The 18,764-nt window shown below is 65.4% G+C and carries 18 protein-coding genes and 1 pseudogene; all 19 read right to left on the bottom strand.

The genetic code is table 11. The features are described from left to right. Positions 1-55: 55 nt before the first annotated feature. On the bottom strand, positions 56-1,102 hold the full coding sequence (locus ACFDR6_RS22915; protein ID WP_212088531.1) for a flagellar hook-associated family protein: 1,047 nt from the start codon (positions 1,100-1,102) through the stop codon (positions 56-58). 3 nt (positions 1,103-1,105) lie between these two features. Further along, positions 1,106-2,584 carry a flagellar hook-associated protein FlgK gene (gene flgK, locus ACFDR6_RS22910; RefSeq protein WP_375859590.1) on the bottom strand — a complete coding sequence of 493 codons (1,479 nt, stop codon included), beginning with the start codon at positions 2,582-2,584 and terminating at the stop codon, positions 1,106-1,108. Between the two features lie 25 nt (positions 2,585-2,609). Beyond that, positions 2,610-3,842, bottom strand: coding sequence for a flagellar hook protein FlgE (locus tag ACFDR6_RS22905; protein ID WP_212088522.1), 1,233 nt, complete (start codon positions 3,840-3,842; stop codon positions 2,610-2,612). A gap of 121 nt (positions 3,843-3,963) precedes the next feature. Next, positions 3,964-4,545, bottom strand: coding sequence for a transglycosylase SLT domain-containing protein (locus ACFDR6_RS22900; RefSeq protein ID WP_375859589.1), 582 nt, complete (start codon positions 4,543-4,545; stop codon positions 3,964-3,966). Next, a complete protein-coding gene (gene fliK, locus ACFDR6_RS22895; RefSeq protein ID WP_375859588.1) occupies positions 4,496-5,833 on the bottom strand; it encodes a flagellar hook-length control protein FliK in 1,338 nt (445 codons plus the stop codon). Before fliK ends, ACFDR6_RS22900 begins: the two co-directional genes overlap by 50 nt. Next, a complete protein-coding gene (locus ACFDR6_RS22890) occupies positions 5,830-7,008 on the bottom strand; it encodes a chemotaxis protein (protein ID WP_375859587.1) in 1,179 nt (392 codons plus the stop codon). Before ACFDR6_RS22890 ends, fliK begins: the two co-directional genes overlap by 4 nt. Then, positions 7,005-8,312, bottom strand: coding sequence for a MotB family protein (locus ACFDR6_RS22885; RefSeq protein WP_375859586.1), 1,308 nt, complete (start codon positions 8,310-8,312; stop codon positions 7,005-7,007). Before ACFDR6_RS22885 ends, ACFDR6_RS22890 begins: the two co-directional genes overlap by 4 nt. Positions 8,313-8,318: 6 nt before the next feature. Then, positions 8,319-9,011 (bottom strand): hypothetical protein, encoded by a 693-nt coding sequence (locus tag ACFDR6_RS22880; protein WP_375859585.1) that lies wholly within the window; start codon positions 9,009-9,011, stop codon positions 8,319-8,321. Further along, positions 9,008-10,632 (bottom strand): annotated as a pseudogene (gene fliF, locus ACFDR6_RS22875) (flagellar basal-body MS-ring/collar protein FliF). The gene ACFDR6_RS22880 and the pseudogene fliF overlap by 4 nt, the downstream one beginning before the upstream one ends. Positions 10,633-10,919: 287 nt before the next feature. Beyond that, a complete protein-coding gene (locus ACFDR6_RS22870) occupies positions 10,920-11,831 on the bottom strand; it encodes a flagellin N-terminal helical domain-containing protein (protein WP_317240971.1) in 912 nt (303 codons plus the stop codon). Positions 11,832-12,096: 265 nt separating this feature from the next. After that, positions 12,097-13,002, bottom strand: coding sequence for a flagellin N-terminal helical domain-containing protein (locus ACFDR6_RS22865; RefSeq protein WP_212088500.1), 906 nt, complete (start codon positions 13,000-13,002; stop codon positions 12,097-12,099). A 245-nt stretch (positions 13,003-13,247) separates the two neighbouring features. Beyond that, positions 13,248-13,988 carry a flagellar type III secretion system pore protein FliP gene (gene fliP / locus ACFDR6_RS22860; RefSeq protein WP_317240972.1) on the bottom strand — a complete coding sequence of 247 codons (741 nt, stop codon included), beginning with the start codon at positions 13,986-13,988 and terminating at the stop codon, positions 13,248-13,250. After that, a complete protein-coding gene (locus ACFDR6_RS22855) occupies positions 13,985-14,428 on the bottom strand; it encodes a flagellar basal body-associated FliL family protein (RefSeq protein WP_246928805.1) in 444 nt (147 codons plus the stop codon). The genes fliP and ACFDR6_RS22855 overlap by 4 nt, the downstream gene beginning before the upstream one ends. A gap of 39 nt (positions 14,429-14,467) precedes the next feature. Beyond that, the gene (flgH, locus tag ACFDR6_RS22850) at positions 14,468-15,169 is read right to left on the bottom strand and encodes a flagellar basal body L-ring protein FlgH (RefSeq protein WP_212088482.1); all 702 of its coding nucleotides are present in this window, start codon (positions 15,167-15,169) and stop codon (positions 14,468-14,470) included. Next, positions 15,170-15,943, bottom strand: coding sequence for a MotE family protein (locus tag ACFDR6_RS22845; protein ID WP_375859584.1), 774 nt, complete (start codon positions 15,941-15,943; stop codon positions 15,170-15,172). Between the two features lie 67 nt (positions 15,944-16,010). Then, positions 16,011-17,141: a flagellar basal body P-ring protein FlgI gene (flgI, locus tag ACFDR6_RS22840; RefSeq protein ID WP_212088478.1), complete on the bottom strand. Its 1,131-nt coding sequence runs from the start codon at positions 17,139-17,141 to the stop codon at positions 16,011-16,013. After that, positions 17,138-17,590 carry a flagellar basal body P-ring formation chaperone FlgA gene (gene flgA, locus ACFDR6_RS22835; RefSeq protein WP_375859811.1) on the bottom strand — a complete coding sequence of 151 codons (453 nt, stop codon included), beginning with the start codon at positions 17,588-17,590 and terminating at the stop codon, positions 17,138-17,140. Before flgA ends, flgI begins: the two co-directional genes overlap by 4 nt. A 37-nt stretch (positions 17,591-17,627) precedes the next feature. Then, the gene (flgG, locus tag ACFDR6_RS22830; RefSeq protein ID WP_212088468.1) at positions 17,628-18,416 is read right to left on the bottom strand and encodes a flagellar basal-body rod protein FlgG; all 789 of its coding nucleotides are present in this window, start codon (positions 18,414-18,416) and stop codon (positions 17,628-17,630) included. Between the two features lie 18 nt (positions 18,417-18,434). Next, positions 18,435-18,764 (bottom strand): flagellar hook-basal body complex protein FliE, encoded by a 330-nt coding sequence (gene fliE / locus ACFDR6_RS22825; protein ID WP_212088466.1) that lies wholly within the window; start codon positions 18,762-18,764, stop codon positions 18,435-18,437.

Raw genomic sequence — 18,764 nt, 5'->3', positions numbered from 1 at the left:
AGAACCACTCTGCGCAGGAGACCGGATAACAGGACAAAGGTTGCGAGCTCCGACTTCAGAGATAGTTGATGAGGCTGATCTGCTGGAGCTGCGACGTCAGCGCGAGCGCCGTCTTGATCTGGGTCTGCAAGGTGGTGACGCGGACCGAGGCCTCGGTCGGATCGACCGCCTCCAGCTTGACGATCTGGTTGTTGAGGATGTCCTTCTGGATCTTCAGCTTTTCGGATGCGCCGGTGACCCGTTGCTGGATCGAGCCGACGGTACCGCCGAGCACGGCGAGATCGTTGATCGCGCCGCTGACGAGACTGATGGCCTTGTCGACGACGACCTGAAACGTGTCCTTGCTCAGACTGGTGTTGCCGAGATCGGTGAGCATGGTGTAGGCCTCGGCCAGCTTGCGGAAGCCGGGCTGGTTGGCGCTGACCGAGCTGTCGACGACCTCGGTCGTGGAGATGCGGCTCGACAGCGTCTGGTCCGTGGCCGCCGACCAATTGGTGTTCCAGGCCGGACTTGCGAACTCGGCATCGAGGATGTTGTCGAGAAAGTTCTGCATCTGCGCCGGCGTGATCGTGCTCACGCCGGCCGCCGACTGCGAGAAGCCGAACGTCGCCAGAAAGTCCGCATCGACCTGGTTCTTGCTGGCCGAGCCGGCCGTGTAGTTCGTGACCGGCACGGTCTGCGTATTGATGCCGCCGAACAGATACGCGCCATTGTAGGAGACGTTGAGCGCGCCGATGAGGTCCTGAAGGTTGGCGGACGCGCTCGGCAGGATGATCTTCGCGCCGCTGTCGGCGTCGCGGGCCGCGATCAGGTTCTTGAGGAATTCAGAGGCGGTCGTGCCAAGCTGCGTGATCCGGTTCTGGGTCACGTCGAGGCGTCCCGAAACCAGCTCGTTGGTATCGACCAGCTGATCGGCGAAGTTGAAATCGGCCCGTAGCGCCACGTCGCGGCCCGTCCCCGTACCGAGTTCGAGGCCGACATCGGCGAAACGGCCGGTGGTCGCCTCCTTCGAGGCCTTGGTCAGCGCGGCCTGGTTATTCGTGATCGACGACCTCAACGAGGACGACATCATCAGGGTCGAGATGTAGTTGGCGCTCATCATGACTTAATTCCCCACGGCAGCCAGCAGGCTCTGCAACATCTCGTCGACGGTCGAGATGATCTTCGACGACGCCGAATAGGTGCGCTCGACCTGGAGCATCAACGACATCTCGTCGTCCATGTTGACGCCGCTGACATTCGACAGCGCCGCGGTGCTGCGGTCGAGCAGTGTGTTCTGGTACTGGACGTTGGCGTCGGCGGTCTTGCGCTGGCTTTCGATCCAGCTCGCCGAAGACGAGGCGAACTCGATCACGCTGCCGCTCGGCTTGCCCTGAGCCGCGGGGGCGAACGGCTGCGGCGCCTCCATGTTGTTGATGAGCTGCTGGAGCCGCGTCGAGAAGCCGGCGTTGCCGGTCGTGTTGTAATTATAGGAGGGAACGCCGCTGATCGCGCCGTCGCGCAGCAGGTTCGGGTTTCCGCCCGCGGCCGGATCGACCGACGCGGCAACCGCGATCGTACCGGCGAGGCCGACCGAGATCGTGGCGCTCGCGGGCATCGCCGGTGCGCCGGGATAGGTGAACAGGCCGGGCCTGTCCGCCAGCGTCGGAACAGCCGACTGATCGCTTTCCTTGAAAGCATCGATCAAGCCACGCGCAATTTCGTCGAGCTGGCTCTGGTACGTGACGGTGGCATTGTCGCGTAATTCGGCGAGGCCCGCGATCTTTCCGGTCTTGAGCGGCATCACGGAATTGGCTCCCGTGACCGGGACGCCGTCGATATAGACCGCATTGCCCGTGGTACCGGGCGTGTAGACGTTGGTCGCCGCGAAGCTGACCGTTCGCGCCGCCTTGTCGAACAGCACGACGCCGCTGTCGGTGTAGAGCGCCGCGTCGCCGTTGGCACGGAGCGACATCGAGACGCCAACCTCCTCCGACAGCCTGGAGACGATGCCGTCGCGCTGGTCGAGATAGTCGGTGACGTCGTCGCCGGAGATCGTTCCCTTCACGATCGCGGTGTTGACCTCGTCGAATTGGGCGAGCAGCTGGTTGATGTTGGCGACCGACGTTGCCATGTCGGCGTCCGCGCCCTCGCGGACAGACTGGACGGTCTTGGTCGCCTGGTTGAGCGTCGTCGCCATGTCCTTGGCAGACGTCACCGCGGCCTGCGCCAGGGTCGCATTGTCGGTGGAGTTGGCGAATTGCTGCAGCGCCTGCTTGAGCTTGTTGAGCTGGGCGGTCGGCGACTGTTCGAGCTCGGGATCGTCTATCGTCGCGGCCGAGATTTTCTGCAGACCTTCGTAGATCACGCCCTGCTTGGCGGACGCCGACGTCGCGGTGAGGACGTTCGTGAACAGGCCGCCGCTTGCCGCGCGCTGGATCGCCGCGACATAGACGCCGGCGCCTGGGAGATTGTCGAGCACGGCGATCTTGCGCGAATAGCCGGTGGCGCTGGCCCCGGCAATGTTGCGCGAGATCGTCGACGACTGGATGCTCGACGCCATGAGCGAGGAGCGGGCCGAGTTGAGGGCGGCGGTAAGGGACATGATCTGCTCTTGCCCGGGATGGGACTTAACGCTTCAGGTTGACGACGACGTCGAGCAGGTCAGAGCCGGTCTGGAACGATTTCGAGTTCGCGGTGAAGCCGCGCTGCGCCTCGATCATGCCGGTGAGTTCGTCCGCAAGGTCGACGTTGGAGTCCTCCAGGGCGCCGGACTGGATCGCGCCGAGGCCACCCGTGCCGGCATTTCCGACCTGCGCGTTGCCGGAATTCATGTTGGTCGAATAGACGTTGCCCGGCTCGGGCGTCAGATTGTCGGGGCTCGCGACGTCGGCGAGCATGATGGTGTAGAGCGTCAGCTGCTGCCCGTTCTTGAGGATCGCCGTCACGTGGCCGGCATCATCCACATCGACCTTGTCGATGGCCGCAGGGACGCTGCCATTGACGGTGGCCTTGAAGCTGAAGTCGGAGCCGACCTGCGTCATGTTCGACAGATCCATGGTCATCGCCGCGCCCCCGGGGACGGTGAAGCTGAGACCGGTCGGGCTCGCACCGGCGAGCGCGCCCCTGCCGGCCGCCGTCGTGTCGAAGGTGAAAGTGGTGGCAGCGGCGAGCGAGGTACCCGTCGCGGAATCGTAGACCTGAACCTGCCAGGTATCCGAGCCGGCAGCCGTCGCCGTGTGGGACATATAGACGTCGAGCGTAACGGCCTGGCCGATATTGTTGTAAGCCACGATCGAGCTCTTCGATGAATATGACGCCGGGCCGGGCGGACCGGCAATGACGGCCGCCTTCGGATCCAGATTGCCGGTCGTGAGCGTCCCCGCCGTCGACGGCACAGGCACCTGCGAAACCTGGGCGATGTTGACGATCTGCATGCCGGACAGACTGTTCTGCGAGAAGTTCGTCACGAGACCGGGCTGGCCCAGAAGATAGTAGCCGGCCCCGTTGACCAGATTGCCCTGGCTGTCAGGCACGAACGAGCCGGCGCGCGTCAGATATTGCTGCGTGTTGTTGGCGTTCGACACCACGAAGAAGCCGTTGCCCTGGACGCGAAGGTCCGTGGTCGACGTGGTGTACTGCGTGTTGCCCGCATCACTGATGGCATAGCGAACCTTGGTCTCGACCGCGCCGGAATCATAGTTGCCGGAGCCGCTCTTCAGGATCAGCGAGGAGAATTCCGTGGAAGCCCGCTTGTAGCCGGTCGTGTTGACGTTGGCGATGTTGTCCGAGACCGTCGACAGCTTGTTGGACTGCGCGTTCATTCCGGAAACGCCGGTGCGCATAACACCATACAGGCTCATGAAGTGGGCTCCTTTGGTAGGTTGCAGCTACAATGGGGGTTCTTGCTTGCGCGGGGCTGATGATTGGGAGAGATGCACAACTTGTCGTTCGTCCCGTCAGTCGTTGCTTCAGCTCGTCACGTCATGTCGTTTTCGGCTGACAGAACGAGCGGGCCTTGTCGGTCCACGCGCCGAAACCGCTCGAAACGAGATGGGCGACGATGTGACAGACGTAGCGCTTCTGCGCCGGCTGATTGTTGGGCCCCGCATTGTAGCGGGCGACTGCCATGGTCCAGCTTCCCTCGCGCTGCTTCAGCTCTTTCAGGAAGCGCGCGGCATATTCGACGTTCCCGGCAGGATCGAACATCGCGCGCACGGAGGCGAACTTGTCGCCGTGATAATAGTGGTTGATCTGCATGCAGCCGAGGTCGATCAGCTTGATGCCCTTGCTTCTCATCGCTTCGAAGTTCGCGATCGCATCGTTGAGGTCCCTGGCGAACACGGTCTGGCCGTCGGCACCGAGCGCGTAAGGATGCAGCGCGCCGCGACGCCCGGTCTCGGTGAGACCGACCGCATAGAGAATGCCGAGCGGAATCCCGTGCTGCCGGGCCGCACGCGCCATCTCGCGCTCGCAGGGCCGCGCGCTGTCGGCGGCCGCTTCGGCAGCGCCCGCGTTACAGATAAACAGGGCCGCGACGAAGCTGCGGCGCCACGTCCTGGTCATGACGCGTCTCCTGGTTGGACTGGCGCTCCTGGCGGGCCTGTTTCGCGTCGCCGCCGGATTGCTCCGACGACGTGCTGCCGCCGCCGAACGAGCCTTGCGACTGCGGCGGCGGCTGCTGCTGGCTCGAAAGCTGCGACTGCGACTGGCCGGATCCGCCCTGAAATCCGTCCAGCGAACCGTGCTGGACCGGCGCGACGTCGGCGACATAGCCCGCCGACTGCATGAGATCGCGGATCTGGTCGCGCTGCTGGTCCAGCATCTGGCTGGTATCCCTGCGTTCCGCCGCGAGTTGGACCGACACCTCGGTGCCGACGAGACGCAGGCGCACGGTGACGTTGCCGAGCGAAGGCGGCTCGAGATTGATGGTCAGGATCTTGAGCGGCTGATCCGGGGCATTGGTCTGGGACGCGGCAAGATCGGATGCTGCAGCCGCCGCGGGGCTTGCAGATTCCTTCAGCTCGGCGACCACTGCATTGGCGACCTGTTGTGGGGCGTTGAACTGCGCGGGCGGCAGATGGGTTTCCTGCTGGACCACGGTGACCCTGGTCGTCTCCGGCACTGCGTCGCGCCCCGCGGCCTTGGCAGCGCGCTCGACATTGGCCGTGACCGCCTCGAAGCCGGCCGCTGCGGGCATAGGGTTCGACGCCTCGCCGCCTTGCGTCGGTGTCGATCGCGGCGCGGCCATCGCTTGCGAAACCGCGGCCTGCGAGCGCGCGGCGATCGGAGCCACACCGGATGGGGCGGCATCGGCCATCGCCGCATCCTGCACTTCGCGCTTCGTCGTGGAGGCTCGCTCGTCGCGCCCGGACGCGTCCCTGCCGGCGGACTGCGTTTGCATCTGCGACTTAACGGCAGGCGCGGCCGTGGTCTCCTGTCCGATCACCACGGCCATGCCCGGCTGATCCTGAACGTCCACCTTGGCGGCATGATCGGCCGGATGTCGTCTCTCCGACGACCTCTCGGCCTTCTCGTCGGATGGCTCCTCCGTGGACTTTTCTCGCTCGGACACCGCGATGCGCTCGTGCACCGTCGCATCCTTCGGCCTTTCCTTCTCGGCCGAATGAGCCAGATGCGGGCGCAGCGTGCCGGCCTTCCCGGTCGTCTCGCCGCCGTCTTCGTTCAGGGCCTGCTTGGCGAGCTTCGAGACGGTGTGGAGCAGATCGTTGAACGACGAGCTTGCCTGCGATTTGGCTCCGGCGCTCTTGGCCGAACGCGACGTCCCGCGCATGTTGAGGCTCTCGGCGAGACCCGAGAAAGTTTGTCCGGAGGTTACGGTGAGCTTGGTCATGGACGGCGGTCCCTGGTGAGAAGTTCGAGTTCGCCGAGCTGCTTCCGCGCGCGTGCGAGCGCCACGGTCGACGACGCCAGATCGAGACGCGCCGGCGTTGCCGGAGGCTTATCGGCCAGCGCGGCGGATCCGCCCGAAAACGGCTTGCGAACGTCGAGCGCGAGCTGCACCGTGGCATTCAAGAGCGGGACGTCGCGCTCGGGCAGCTTCGACCGGTCGAGCGCCTTCAGCTCGGCGAGACCGCCGTCATATTCGTCGGTGAGCGCCCGCGATGCGCCGCGGAAGAAATGCGCCCGCTCGCGATCAGCGGAGGCGTCGGCGCTGAGCGTCAGCGCCCGCTCGCCGGCAAGCCGCGTCACGGCCAGCTGTCCCCGCAGCATGGCCGCGCGCGCGATCACGAGATAGAGCTTGAGGCGGCTGGTGCGATCGATCTGCTCCAGCAGGGCAGCGATCCGCGCGAAGCGGCGCCCGTCGAGCGCCAGGCTCGATTGCGTCAGGCCCGTAGAGAAGCGCTGCCAGAAATCGCCGGCATAGATCGAGTTGCGGTAATGGCGGATATAGGCCAGCGTCAGGAACTCGAACTTGTCGAAATCCTCCGCCTGCCCCACCAACAGGATCTCACGCCGCAGCGCCGCCTCCTCCACGAGCGTGCCGGGCAGCAGCAGGCGCGCATCGTCCAGGCGCTCGATCGCGAACGATGCCTCGACACGCGCAAACAACGCGCCCTGGACCAGCGCGACCTGTCCGCCGAGGCCGGAGGGAAGCGTACGCGGCTTGACGTCCCTGAGCTGCTCCCGCGCTTCCTCCTGACGACCCTCGACATAGGCAAGCGCACCGTTGAACAGCCGCTCGTCCACATTCATCCTGTCGCGCGGCAGCTTGCGGACGATCTGGGGCGCGCCGCCGCTGAGCAGATAGATGACCACCGCCTGGCTGTTCTGCGGATTGCTCCACGCGGCGGGATCGGCGGCGAGAAACTTCTCTCCGATCTGCCGGATCAGCGCGACGTGACTGCCATGCGCGGCGGTATCGCCGTTGGCGATACCGTCCTGCACCGCCTGCAGCGCGCGGACGAGCTCATAAGGCTCGCCGCCCTGGCGCGCGGGCTCGGCAAGCGCGTTAGTCGCCGTGAACGGCAAGAGCAGCAAGGCGATGCAGAGCAGCGGCCTGATCAAGGGCGCTTCTCACGGATCAGGATCTCGATCCGGCGATTTTGCGCGGCAGCGGGATCGTTCGGAAGCTTCGGCCGCCGGTCGGCGTAACCTTCGACATGCTCGATCCGCTGCGCGTCGACGCCGGAGCGCACCAGCATGTAATAGGCCATTTGGGCGCGAGCGGTCGACAGCCGCCAATTGTCGTAAGTCTCCGAACGATACGGCCGGTTGTCGGTATGGCCGCGGACGATGATCATGCCCTGGCGTTTCGTCAGCAGTGGGCCGATCTTGTCGATCACGCGGATGAGTTCGGGTCGCGGCTCGGCCGAGCCGACCGCGAACATGCCGAAGCTCGCATCGTCGGTCAGGCTGATCAGAAGACCCTCCTCGACCTGGCGCACCTCGACCGCCGGTCCGGCGCCGGCCTTGATGTCCGACAGCGCGTCCGCGATCGCGGCCTGAAGCTGCTTGACGGTCGGCTGCTGGGTTTGCGCCGCATCGCGCGGTTCGCTCTCCTTGGTCGTATCAGTGGTGCGCGCCTGCGCGGCGGCGTTGGCTTGGACAGTCGTTTGGGCGCTTCCCTCGCGGGGCGATTGCGCCGGCGCCGGCGGCAGCAGCGGCGACAGATTTGCGGACGATGCATCCGCGCTCGGTGCCGGGCTTCCACCGGCATCGTCCGCCCTGGCACGATGCGCCTGCGGCTCGCCCTGATGCGTGCCGGACGCGCCGTTGCGCGCGGAGGCATTCGGCTTGGACTCACTCTCGATCATGCGATCGGCGTCCTTGGACGCTTGCGGCTCCAGCTTCCAATAGCCGGGATCGAAGGGATCGCGGTAGGCGTCGCCGCCCTTGAGACCATCCTCTTCGGCGGATGTCAGCGCGCCGGCGCGCCGCTGGCCCGAGGCCTGGTTCGCGCTGCTCGCGATCTCGGCGAGCGTGGCATAGGGATCGCGAAACAGCACCTTCTCTTCATAGAAGGGCGGCTTCTCGGCCGTCGGGGAATCGCCGCGACGTTCTTCGTTCGGACCGGCCGGCTGACGCCGGCCGTCCTGACCTTCGAACGACGACGGCTCCTTCTTGGCAAGGTCCTTGAGGCCCTTCGGGGCGGGCGCGTTCTCCGCAAGCTTGATCGGGTTGAAATAGCTCGCGACCACCTGCTTCTGGTCCTGGTTGAGCGCGTTGAGCAGCCACATGACCAGGAAGAACGCCATCATCGCGGTCATGAAATCCGCATAGGCGATCTTCCAGACGCCGCCGTGATGCGCTTCCTCGGCGAAGGCGCTGCGGCGGCGGACGATCACCAGCTCATGCTTGACCTCTTCCATGGCGGGCTACCGGCGCGCTTCCTTGAGACGTTCGCTCCAGACCGAGATCTGCGTCTCGATCACGGTCTGGTCGGCCACGACGCGGACCTCCAGTGCCTCAGCCGCCTCGTATTCGATGCCGGTTCGCCTGGAAGCATCGAGCTGCGTCTTCACGAGGTCGAGCAGCTCGCGCGGGCCGGTGACCTTGAACGCCGGTACTGACGAGTTGCCGGTCAGCGCCGAAATCTGCTCGACCAGCGATCCGATCGCCTTGTCGCGGACCGCGTCGGCGAGGAACGGCAGCAATATCCGCGCAACGGAGCTTGCGATGTTGGTCTCGATCTCACGGCAGGCCGCCTCGAAACCGCCGACGATCGCGACCGCCTGCTGGTCGGACCATTTGGCGCGCTCCTCGCCGAGCCGGATCGCGCTGCGGACGCGCTCCTCGGCAAGCCTGGCATCGCCCTCCGCGACGCCGGCCGAATGGCCACGCCGGTAAGAGTCGTCCAGGAGATTGGTCGCCGGGGCTTCCGCTGTCGGCGCCGCAGGCGGCGACTGGGGCAGTGGCTGCGGGTGAGCCTGAGGCTGCGGTTGCGGCTCGCGCACGAGCTCCTTCGGCCTTGTCAGCAGGTCCTGTATCCTGGGCGGCGGAGGCGGCGGAGCCTTGGCCCGGCCGTTCGCGTCGAACTGCGTCAGGAGCTTTCCGATTGCCGCGTTCATGCCGCCTCCTCGCGTCGCATCCAGTCCTTAAGGATCGCCGCCGCCTGCGTCTGATCGAGCCGGACGATCTGCTCCAGCCGCTTCTGCGGCGTTCGCTGCATCTTGCCTTCGAGGTCTTCGACGAGATTGAGCTCGGGGTCCTGGCCCTCGGCCAATGCGAGGGCGGTAGCAGCTTCGAGCTCCGCGGCCTCGGCGGCCTCGACCTGTTCCTGCTCCGCGCGATGGGTCAGAATGCCGTTGACGGCCGGCCGCAAGCCGAACCAGACCAGCATCGAAGCAACGGCCAGGATCGTCACCGCGTTGATGACGCTGCCGAGCTGCTTGTTGATCATCTCGACGAAGCTGATCGGAGGTACCGGCGCCAGTTCGCGCGAACCCTCCATGAAATCCACGGCCGACACCTGGATCTGGTCGCCGCGCGCCTTGTCCAGTCCCCCGGCCGTCGCCGCAAGCTGGCTGATCTCGGCGAGCTTGCTGTCGACGATGGCCTGGTTGCTCTTGTCGCCGAGATCGGCGACCAGCCGCGCGCGATTGACCAGAACGGCGATGAAGAGCTTCTTCACCGAATATCCGTCACTCACAGTCGTCGTGGTCTTGGACGAGACCTCGAAATTGGTGACGTCCTCGCGGCGGGTCTTGTCCTCGCTGGAATTCTTGCCGCCGGCGGCGTTCACCTGCTGATCGGGAAGATTCTGCTGCACCGTCGTCGGCGTCGAGCGGTCTGCGTTCTGCGACGATTCCTTCTCGCGCACGTTCCGCACCGAACGTTCGGCACGCTCTCCGGATCGTAGACGGTCTCGTTGATCTGCCGCTTGTCGGTGGAGAGCTGCGGCGCGACGCTGACCTCGAAATTGTCGAGACCCAGATACGGCGTCAGCGCCTTGCGGATGTTCTCCTGCACCATGCCGCCGACCGTTTTCTGAAGGCTCGCCATCTTGGTCGGGGCGGCGCTGGCCTCGTCCTCTTCGGCGAGCAGCATCGAACCGTCGGCGTCCAGCACCGTCACCTTGTCGCGGCTCATGCCCGGAATCGCGGCGGCGACGAGGTGACGGATCGACTGCGCCGTGCGCGCCTCGATCGCGCCGTCGGTGCGCAGCACGACCGAGGCCGAAGGCGGCTGTTGCGTCGCCCGGAACGAGCCGCGCACCGGCATCACGATATGCACCCGCGCCGCCTTGACGCCCTTCATCAACTGGACCGTGCGCGCGATCTCGCCCTCCAGCGCCCGGAGCTTGGTGACTTCCTGCATGAAGGAGGTGAGGCCGAGCGAGCCGATCTTGTCGAACAGCTCGTAGCCGGAATTGGCGCTGGTCGGCAGCCCCTTCTCGGCGAGCAGCATCCGCGCCTGCATGGTCTGGCTCGGACGCACCGAGAGCGCATCTCCGGCGGTATTGACGTCGAAGGTGACGTTCTGCTCGCGCAGCGCCGCGCCCATGCGCGTCACATCTTCGCGGGTGAGGCCAGTATAGAGCGTCTCGAATTCAGGCCGGCTCAGATAGTACGCGCCGCCGACGACGGTGACGAGAACGGCAAAGCCGATCAGCCCCAGGGCCATCAGGCGTCGCGGCCCGAGCTCCAGCAGATTGTTGAGCAGTTGTTGTATCTGCGCGCGACTGAGCATATGACCTCGTAGCAATGCGAACGTATGCGACACTCCGCTGCCAACCTTGCCTGAGGGTTGCGGGAGAGCGCAGGCGCGCCGGTTCGCGGACGAGGCGTTGCAATTTTACAAGAATGCGGTGATGCGATTGAACGCAGCCCGACGGGCCGGGCGCGGCTCGAACGGCCGCGACGTGTCGCATCTGGCGCGCAGAAGTCGGTGTCCGGGCACGCGCGGTGGCTTCATATCCACCGTTCGCGGCGGTGACCGTGCTCCCTGGGGAGCACGGTCGTCTTCGAGAGCGTCGCTTAGCCGCGGAACAGCGACAGGATGCTCTGGCTGTTCTGGTTGGCGATCGAGAGCGCCTGAACGCCGAGCTGCTGCTGGGTCTGCAGCGCCTGGAGCCGGGTCGATTCCGCGTTCATGTCGGCGTCGACGAGCTGGCCGATACCGCGATCCACCGAGTCCATCAGCGACTTCACGAATTCCGTGTTGTTCGAGATGCGGTTCTTGATGGCGCCGAGGTTGGCGGCGGACTGGCTGACCGTGTTGATCGCGCCGGTGACCTGCGCGATGTAGGCGTCGATCGTGGTCTGGTCGGCCGCCGAGTCCGTCAGCGCACCGATGTTGATGGTGTCGACCGACGCGCTGCCGCTCACCGTGTCCAGGATGCCGGCCGTGGCCGAGGTGTAGAGCGAGTAGTTGGCAACCGTCACCGTGATGGTGTTGATCGTGGGCGTGCCGCCGACGCGCGAGAACGACGACACCAGGTTGACCGTCGCCGGGGTGGAGGCGTTGGTGCTCAGCCAGTTCACGCCGTTGAACGTCGCCGCGTTGGCGACGTTCTTCATGTCCTGCTGGATCTGGGTGATTTCAGCCTGGATCTTGGTGCGGTCGATGCCGGCGGTCTTGGCTTCGACCAGCAGCGCCTGGAGCTTGGTCAGGCCGGAGTTCTGGTCGCCGATGACCTTGTTCAGAGCGGTGTATTCGGTGTCCACGGTCGCGGCCGACAGACCGAGCGAGTCGGAGACGGCGGAGAGCGCGGCGTTGTCGGCGCGCATCGAGGTCGCGATCGACCAATAGGCCGAGTTGTCCGAAGCGGTCGCGACGCGCTGGCCGGTCGAGATGCGGTTTTCGGTGGTCTGCAGGCTGGCGCTGACATTCCGGAGGGTCTGGAGCGCGGTCATTGCAGCGGAGTTGGTAAGCAGGCTGGAAGCCATCTTCGATGTCCCTTTGAAAGCAGATTGGATTTTGGGGACATACCGGGCTTGCACCGGTACGACAGGGCGGCATCATGCCTTTGGGCTGCGGAAATGCGCGTGAGCCCAACCCGTCGTAGCGGCGAGGATAGCCAGCGAAGCTTGTGCGAGGCTTGTGGCGCCGTGGTCCCTCTGCAACAGGACTGGCGAATCACGGCGGCAGCATCGTGCCAAACGAAAGGCCGCGCTTCGCGAGAAGCGCGGCCCTCTCGAGATCGTCCTGGACTTAGCGGAACAGCGACAGGATGCTCTGGCTGTTGTTGTTGGCGATCGAGAGCGCCTGAACGCCGAGCTGCTGCTGGACCTGGAGAGCCGCCAGGCGGGTGGACTCCTGGTTCATGTCGGCGTCGACGAGCTGGCCGATACCGCGATCCACCGAGTCCATCAGCGACTTCACGAACTCCGAGTTGTTCGAGATGCGGTTCTTGATGGCACCGAGGTTGGCGGCACCCGAAGCGACCGTGCCGATCGCCGCGGTGACCTGCGCGATGTAGCCATCGAGCGTGGTCTGGTCGGCCGCCGAGTCGGTCAGCGCACCGATGTTGATGGTGTCGACCGACGCGCTGCCGCTCACCGTGTCGAGGATGCCGCTCGTGGTCGAGGTGTAGAGCGAGTAGTTGGCGACGGTCACGGTGATCGAGCTGGTGGTCGGCGTGGCGCCGACGCGCGAGAACGACGACACCAGGTTGACGGTCGCCGGCGTGGAGGCGTTGGTGCTCAGCCAGTTCACGCCGTTGAACGTCGCGGCGCCGGCCACGTTCTTCATGTCCTGCTGGATCTGCGTGATTTCAGACTGGATCTTGCTGCGATCGACACCGGCGGTCTTGGCCTGGACCAGCAGCGACTGCAGCTTGGTCAGGCCGGAGTTGCTGTCGCCGATGACCTTGTTCAGAGCGGTGTACTCGGTGTCGACGGTCGCGGCCGACAGACCGAGCGAGTCGGAGACGGCGGAGAGCGCGGCGTTGTCGGCACGCATCGAGGTCGCGATCGACCAATAGGCGGCGTTGTCCGAGGCCGTGGCGACGCGCTGGCCGGTGGAGATCCGGCTCTGCGTGGTGGAGAGTTGCGAGCTGACAGACCGCAGGGTCTGGAGCGCGGTCATGGCGGACGAGTTCGTGAGCAGGCTTGACATTGCGAATGTCCCTTTATGTACGCGTTACATTTTCATCAGGGGACATACCGGGCTTGCACCGGTACGGAGGGGCGGCATCATGCCTTTGGACTGCTGTGGGTGGGGTCCAACCCGCCGTGACGCCTTGCTAGCACGCCGAATCTTGCCGCCGGATTAAGGCCGGCTTGAATTCAACAGCAATATCATATGGTTAATATTACTTTCCGCTAACCATAACCGGCCGGTCGGCCGGCGCGCGCCGCGGTTTACGAGAACGAGCGCACCAGTCCGGAGGCGAGCAGATTCCAGCCGTCGATCAGCACGAAGAACAGCATCTTGAACGGCAGCGCGAGGATGGTCGGCGGCATCATCATCATGCCCATCGACATGGTCAGCGTCGCCACGATCATGTCGATCACGAGGAAAGGCAGGATGATGAGGAATCCGATCTCGAACGAACGCCTCAGCTCGGAGATCATGAAGGCGGGGATGATGACGCGCAAATCGACGCGCTTGTCGTCGAACTTCTTGCGAAAGCTCTCCGCGGCGAGCGACTCGAAGGTCTGCAGATCCTTGTCGCGGACATGGGCCAGCATGAACTCGCGGAACGGATCCGTGATCTTCAGATAGGCCTGCTCTTCCGAGATCTCGTTCTTCATCAGCGGCTGGACGCCGGTCTCCCAGGCGCGGTCGAAGGTCGGCGCCATCACGTAGAAGGTCATGAACAGCGCGAGGCTGATCAGCACCAGATTGGCGGGCGTGGTCTGCAGGCCGAGACCGGCGCGCAGGAACGACAGCGCCACCGCAAATCGCGTGAAGCTCGTCACCATGATGAGCAGTCCCGGCGCCACCGACAGCACCGTGATCAGCGCCATCAGCTGGATGATCCGGCCGCTGGTCGAACCGTTTCCGGGCGGCAACAGCGAATTGAGGTCCGGGATCTGGGCGAGCGCAACCTCGGGCAGCGCCACCATGATCAACGCGAGCAGCAGGACTTTCACTCTCACTGGATCACCAACGTCTCAATGATCAATTCGCGGACCTTGCCGGACGAGCGGATGTTGGCGCGTTCGGTCAGGTCGTCGCGCAGATGCTGGAGCCCGCGCGATCCCTCGAACTGCGCGACCGAGGCGGACCGCAAGTAGGTGACGATGTCCTCGCTGATGTGCGCGGCCAGGATGCCGGCCTCCTCGTCGTTCATGCTCTCGGTCACCATGGAGGCCTCGATGCGAGCCCAATTGTTGGCTGGCGCTGCGAGATTGGTCACGATCGGGGACAATTTCCGCAAGCGCGCGCTGCCGGCGTAGCTCGACGCCAGCGGCGGCGGGGTCGCGCTCTTCTTCGCATCGGCGGCGCGCTCGGCGGCCGCGAACAGATGCAGGCCGGCTAGCGCGCCCGCGCCGATCGCGACCAGGGTCAGCACCACGATGGCCGCAATCAGCCGCATGATGTCCCCTGCCCTCGCGCGGCCTCGCCCGCGCAGATCTCAGAACGGTGCCACGGCATCATAGATCCGGTGTCCCCATCCAGGCTGCTGCACGTCGGACAGATTCCCGCGGCCGCCATAGGACACGCGCGCCTCGGCGATCTTGTCGTAAGTGATCGTGTTGGCCCGCGAGATGTCGCGCGGACGCACGATGCCGCCGACGTTGAGCACGCGCATCTCGGTATTGACGCGAAACTCCTGCGAGCCGCTGATCATCATATTGCCGTTCGGCAACACATCGGTGACGATGGCCGCGATGGACAGCTTGATGTCCTCGGTGCGGTCGATCTGGCCGTTGCCCTTGATCTGGGTGTTGGTGCTGAGATTGGCGCTGGCCGAGCCGGCGTCGTTCCACCCTGCGACGTCCATCAGCCAGTCCAGCCCGAACTTGACCTGCGAATCGCGCGAGCGTCCTGTCTTGTTGTCGAGCTTGGCCTTGTCCTGCATCGAGATGATCACCGTCACGACGTCGCCGGTGCGACGGGCGCGGGGATCGCGGTAGAGATCGGTGCCGTCGTCCCAGGTCGAGCGATAGCTGACGGGCGTGCGCATGCGCGGCGTCACCGGGATCGGATCGGCCTGGGTCCGGAGGCCGCTGCCGACCGGCGACATTTGCGGGCCGGTCAGGACCTCGGCCGGGTCATGGAAGCATCCGCCCAGAAGCACGGACACCAGCGGGAGGATGAGGATCGGCTTCTTCATCTATTTGGTCTTTCCGTCATCCACGCGGCGCATTCCGCCCAGGAGGTCGGCGAGGTGCGCCGCGCGTGCCGTGTCCATCTCGTTGAAGATTGCGCTCGAGCTTCTCGGGCTGAGCTTGGCGAGCACGGCGGCGGCGGTCTCGTCCGCCATGCCGGCGATCTGGGTCGCCGCGGCTTCTGGCTTCATGCGCGAATAGATCTCGACGACGCTCGCTTCGGCCTTCTTCAGGAAGTCGTCGCGCAACGCCATCCACTTCTCGTATTCGGCGCGCTTGGCCTCGACCTCGGCGATCCGCTCGCGGAGCAGGTTCTCGGCCTTTTCCAGCTCCTTGAGTTGCCAGGCCAGCCTCGCATCGACGGCGGGATCGGCGACGTTGCTGCAGAACAGGGCGACTTCGTTGTCGGCGGCCGCCGCAGCCTGCGGCGGCGCAGGCTTCGGCGGCGCCGTCACGCTGCCGGGCTTGGCCAGACGGACCGGGGCGGGTGCGGGCGCAGCAGCAGGAGCAGGCGTCTCGGCGGCGGGCACTGCGCCGGTGATTGCGGCTGCCGACTCTTCGGCCGCCCATGCCGTCGCCCGGATCGACGCATTCTCGCCCGGCATCGCCGCAACCGGCTGCGGCTTCTGCGGTCCGGACGCGCGGGCGCGCGCGAAGGAGAGCAGGTTGAGCGGCCTCGACGGCTTGGCTTCGTCCAGGGCAAGCAGGGGCGAGGTGCTCGCGAGCACTGATGCCGCGACCAGCAGGAAAAGTTTGGCTTTGTGATCCAGCTTCAGCATCGGGCCGCGCGCGATTCTCGGTCGAGACCCGAGCATTGAGCGACCAAGCTTGCACGACGCTTATGCATCATTGCACGATGACATCGGCCTGGAGCGCACCGGCCGTCTTGATCGCCTGCAGGATCGCGATGATACCCGACGGTTTCAGGCCGATCTGGTTCAGTCCGCGCACCAGGCGCTGGAGATCGACCCCGCTGAGGATCGCCACCTGCGCTCCGGCCTCGTTGGCCTCGACCACGGTCTGCGGGACGACCACGGTCTGGCCTCGCGAGAACGGCGCCGGCTGCGACACCACGGGCATCTCCGTGACACGGACCGTCAAATTGCCGTGTGTCACCGCGACGGTCGAGATTCGCACGTCGCGCCCGATCACCACCGTGCCGGTGCGCTCGTTGATCACCACCCGGGCCGGGGTATCAGGCTCGACCGTTAGTTCGCCGATCTCGGCAAGGAATCGGACCGGGCCGATATGGCGCGGCTTCGACAGCACGATGTTGCGGTAGTCTCGCTCGAAGGCGATCTGGGCGCGGTAGCGTCCGCCGGCGTAGCGGTTGATGGCGTCGAGGATGCGCGTTGCGGTGACGAAGTCGGGGTTCTTCAGCTCCAGCACCAGGAACTGCATTTCGTGGAGGCTTCCCTGCACCTCGCGCTCGACCAGCGCACCGTTCGGGATGCGCCCGGCCGTCGGCGTGCCCTGGCTGACGTTCTGCGCCTGGCCTCCGACGCTGAAACCGGCAACCGTGATCGCCCCCTGCGCCACCGCATAAACGGCGCCGTCCGCCGCGCGCAGCGACGTCATGACCAGCGTGCCGCCGAGCAGCGAGGTCGCATCGCCGAGCGACGACACGGTGACGTCCATGCGCTCGCCGGGGCCGATCGAGGGCGGCAGGTCCGCCGTCACCATCACGGCCGCGACGTTGCGCGTTCGCAGCGTCGTCGGACGCGTGGGATTGTTGGTGCTCGTGGTCTCGTTCCTGACATTGATGCCCATGTTCTCGAGCATCGATTGCAGGGACTGCTCCGTGAACGGAGCATTGCGGAGCGTGTCGCCGGTGCCGTTCAGGCCGATGACGAGGCCGTAGCCGACGATCTGGTTTTCGCGCAAACCCTTGATGTCCGCGATGTCCTTGATGCGGACGGCGGCATGGGCGCTGGCGGCGGAAAACAGCAGGACGAGCGCAACGAGGATCCTGGTCATGACCCGTCCACGACCTTGACGGTGCCGTCCGGCTGGACGATGCCCCTGATAATCACCCCGGTATCGGTATTGCGCACCGGAATGAGCGCACCGGCCGCACCCGACTGCATCGCCGCGCCGTAAGTGACGATCGACAGGCCGCTGTCTTCCACCACGACCTTGACCTGGGCGCCGCGGGCGACGGTCCAGGGGTCTTCCACCGCATTGCTGGGAATGGGCTGGCCCGGCAACAGCGCGCGCCGTGCCATGCGGCCGACCAGCACCTGGCGCCCTTCGATGAACATGGCAACGCCGAGCAGGCTCGGCGCGAAGGCCCGCTCGGTGATCATGTCGTCCCGGATCAGCTCGCCGGCGCGGATCGAAACCGCCGGCACGGGAAGCCGCTTCTCCTCGGCCATGGCGAGCCGCATTGAGGCGAGAATCAGCAGCACGGCGGCCAACCCGCGCATGATCAGGTCCACCCTGTTCAACATCAAGACACCGGAACTAGCGCATGCCCTTCGAGACGGTCTGGGCCATTTCGTCCGAGGCCTGGATGACCTTGGCATTCATTTCGTAGGCGCGCTGCGCCGAGATCAACTCGGTGATTTCCTTCACCGGATCGACGTTCGATGCCTCGAGCCATTTCTGGTTGATCTTGCCGTAACCGGAATCGCCCGGCAGGCCGACGACCGGCGTGCCGGATGCCGTCGTCTCTTTGTAGAGATTACTGCCGAGCGGCTCGAGGCCCGCTTCGTTGGCGAAATTGGCGAGGTTGAGCTGGCCGATCTGCCGCGGGTTGATTTCCGTGTCCAGCTTGGCGAACACCTGCCCGGTCTGGTTGACCGTGACCTCGACGGTTCCCTGCGGTATCGTAATCGCGGGATCCAGCAGATAGCCGTCGGTCGTGACGAGCTGGCCGTTGGCGTTGGGGGTGAACGACCCTGCGCGGGTGTATTGCACCTCGTTGTTGGGGCCGAGCACCTGAAACCAGCCGCGGCCGTTGATCGCGAGGTCGTAAGGGTTGCCGGTCTGCGTGAGCGCGCCCTGGATGTGCAGCTTGCGGATCGCCGCCGACTTGACGCCGAGACCGAGATTGGCGCCCTCCGGCACCGGCGAGGAACCGTTGACGTTCGCCACGCCCTGCATGCGGTCCATTTGGTAGAACAGATCGGTGAACTCCGCGCGTGCCCGCTTGTACGACGTCGAGTTGATGTTGGCGATGTTGTTGGCGATGACTTCGATGTTGGTCTGCTGGGCGTTCATGCCCGTGGCCGCAATGGCGAGCGATTTCACTTATCCCACTCCTTCAGATCAGATCGACATCCGGACGACTTCCTGGTAGGCCTGCACGACCTTGTCGCGAACCGCGACCGCCGTCTGCAGAGCCTGCTCGGCCGACATCAGCGCCTCCACGACGCGCCGCGTCGATTCCTTGCCCTGCATTGCCGAGATCGACGCCGCTTCGCCCGCCTTCAGCGTCCCGATCGCGTCCGTCGTCACCTGCTTCATCACCGATTCGAAGCCGACATCGTCGGAGGGCTGGATAGCGGTCGGCGCCGCGGGCGCGATCGCCTGAGTCTCGGTTGCGCGAGCCGCCGCCTGTCCTGCGGAGATCGCCGTGGATGAAATCGCCTCAAGCAT

It is taken from the genome of Bradyrhizobium tunisiense, from assembly GCF_042263385.1.
Lineage (GTDB): Bacteria > Pseudomonadota > Alphaproteobacteria > Rhizobiales > Xanthobacteraceae > Bradyrhizobium > Bradyrhizobium tunisiense.
This window is presented reverse-complemented; position numbering and strand designations above follow the sequence as displayed.

Bases quoted from the DNA above. Each gene is read 5' to 3' on its own strand.
- ACFDR6_RS22915 (WP_212088531.1), bottom strand. From the start codon at position 1,102: ATGATGAGCGCCAACTACATCTCGACCCTGATGATGTCGTCCTCGTTG.
- flgK (WP_375859590.1), bottom strand. From the start codon at position 2,584: ATGTCCCTTACCGCCGCCCTCAACTCGGCCCGCTCCTCGCTCATGGCG.
- ACFDR6_RS22905 (WP_212088522.1), bottom strand. From the start codon at position 3,842: ATGAGCCTGTATGGTGTTATGCGCACCGGCGTTTCCGGAATGAACGCG.
- ACFDR6_RS22900 (WP_375859589.1), bottom strand. From the start codon at position 4,545: ATGACCAGGACGTGGCGCCGCAGCTTCGTCGCGGCCCTGTTTATCTGT.
- fliK (WP_375859588.1), bottom strand. From the start codon at position 5,833: ATGACCAAGCTCACCGTAACCTCCGGACAAACTTTCTCGGGTCTCGCC.
- ACFDR6_RS22885 (WP_375859586.1), bottom strand. From the start codon at position 8,312: ATGGAAGAGGTCAAGCATGAGCTGGTGATCGTCCGCCGCCGCAGCGCC.
- ACFDR6_RS22880 (WP_375859585.1), bottom strand. From the start codon at position 9,011: ATGAACGCGGCAATCGGAAAGCTCCTGACGCAGTTCGACGCGAACGGC.
- ACFDR6_RS22870 (WP_317240971.1), bottom strand. From the start codon at position 11,831: ATGGCTTCCAGCCTGCTTACCAACTCCGCTGCAATGACCGCGCTCCAG.
- ACFDR6_RS22865 (WP_212088500.1), bottom strand. From the start codon at position 13,002: ATGTCAAGCCTGCTCACGAACTCGTCCGCCATGACCGCGCTCCAGACC.
- ACFDR6_RS22855 (WP_246928805.1), bottom strand. From the start codon at position 14,428: ATGCGGCTGATTGCGGCCATCGTGGTGCTGACCCTGGTCGCGATCGGC.
- flgH (WP_212088482.1), bottom strand. From the start codon at position 15,169: ATGAAGAAGCCGATCCTCATCCTCCCGCTGGTGTCCGTGCTTCTGGGC.
- ACFDR6_RS22845 (WP_375859584.1), bottom strand. From the start codon at position 15,943: ATGCTGAAGCTGGATCACAAAGCCAAACTTTTCCTGCTGGTCGCGGCA.
- flgI (WP_212088478.1), bottom strand. From the start codon at position 17,141: ATGACCAGGATCCTCGTTGCGCTCGTCCTGCTGTTTTCCGCCGCCAGC.
- flgA (WP_375859811.1), bottom strand. From the start codon at position 17,590: ATGCGCGGGTTGGCCGCCGTGCTGCTGATTCTCGCCTCAATGCGGCTC.
- fliE (WP_212088466.1), bottom strand. From the start codon at position 18,764: ATGCTTGAGGCGATTTCATCCACGGCGATCTCCGCAGGACAGGCGGCG.